We start from the raw sequence: 574 nt of genomic DNA, 5'->3' as shown, positions 1-574 counted from the left end.
AGGTAACTCGCCGCCAGCACGGTAAAGGTGGTTTTGCCGACCCCGCCCTTTTGTGTGGAAAAGGCGACATAAAGGGGTGTTTTCTCGTTTTCCATATTGCTTCCGTTCATTATTGGTTGATAGATTTGTTTATTGCTTTCAATCATTCTTTCCATATTGCAATCTTGAAATATTGAAAGACTGTTTTATTTCAATCTTGTTTTCCTGCTTTCATTCTTTCTTGAAATATTGAAATCCTGCAATCATGTTTTATTGAAATCCTGCTTTCAATCATTCTTTCCTGATTGGAATATTTCTTTCAATCTTGCTTTCAATATTGAAATCCGATGCAAAAAAAGGGAGAAAAAACGTCCCTTGAAAACCTTGTCCCGATTTGTCCTGCGCTGTCCCGTTTTGTCCACCAACCACCTATTTTACAGCATTATAAATCACCGTTACTTTGCAGCGGAGTAACGAACCGCAGGGGGCGCAGGTGTAAAACAGGGCTGGTGAATGGCTGGGCTTACCGTTCCACGCTAACCCCAATCCGTCCGTGACGGATTTCGATTTTCGTCAGAAAATAGCAAGGTGTGTT

At 41.5% G+C, this 574-nt stretch carries 1 pseudogene; it reads right to left on the bottom strand.

What is annotated here, in order from left to right:
* Positions 1-110, bottom strand: a pseudogene (locus DXA74_RS16120) (ParA family protein); the annotation flags it as partial.
* Positions 111-574 lie beyond the last annotated feature (464 nt).

The sequence above is a fragment of the Bacteroides sp. OF04-15BH genome (assembly GCF_003477995.1).
Classification (GTDB): Bacteria; Bacteroidota; Bacteroidia; order Bacteroidales; family Bacteroidaceae; genus Paraprevotella.
This window is presented reverse-complemented; position numbering and strand designations above follow the sequence as displayed.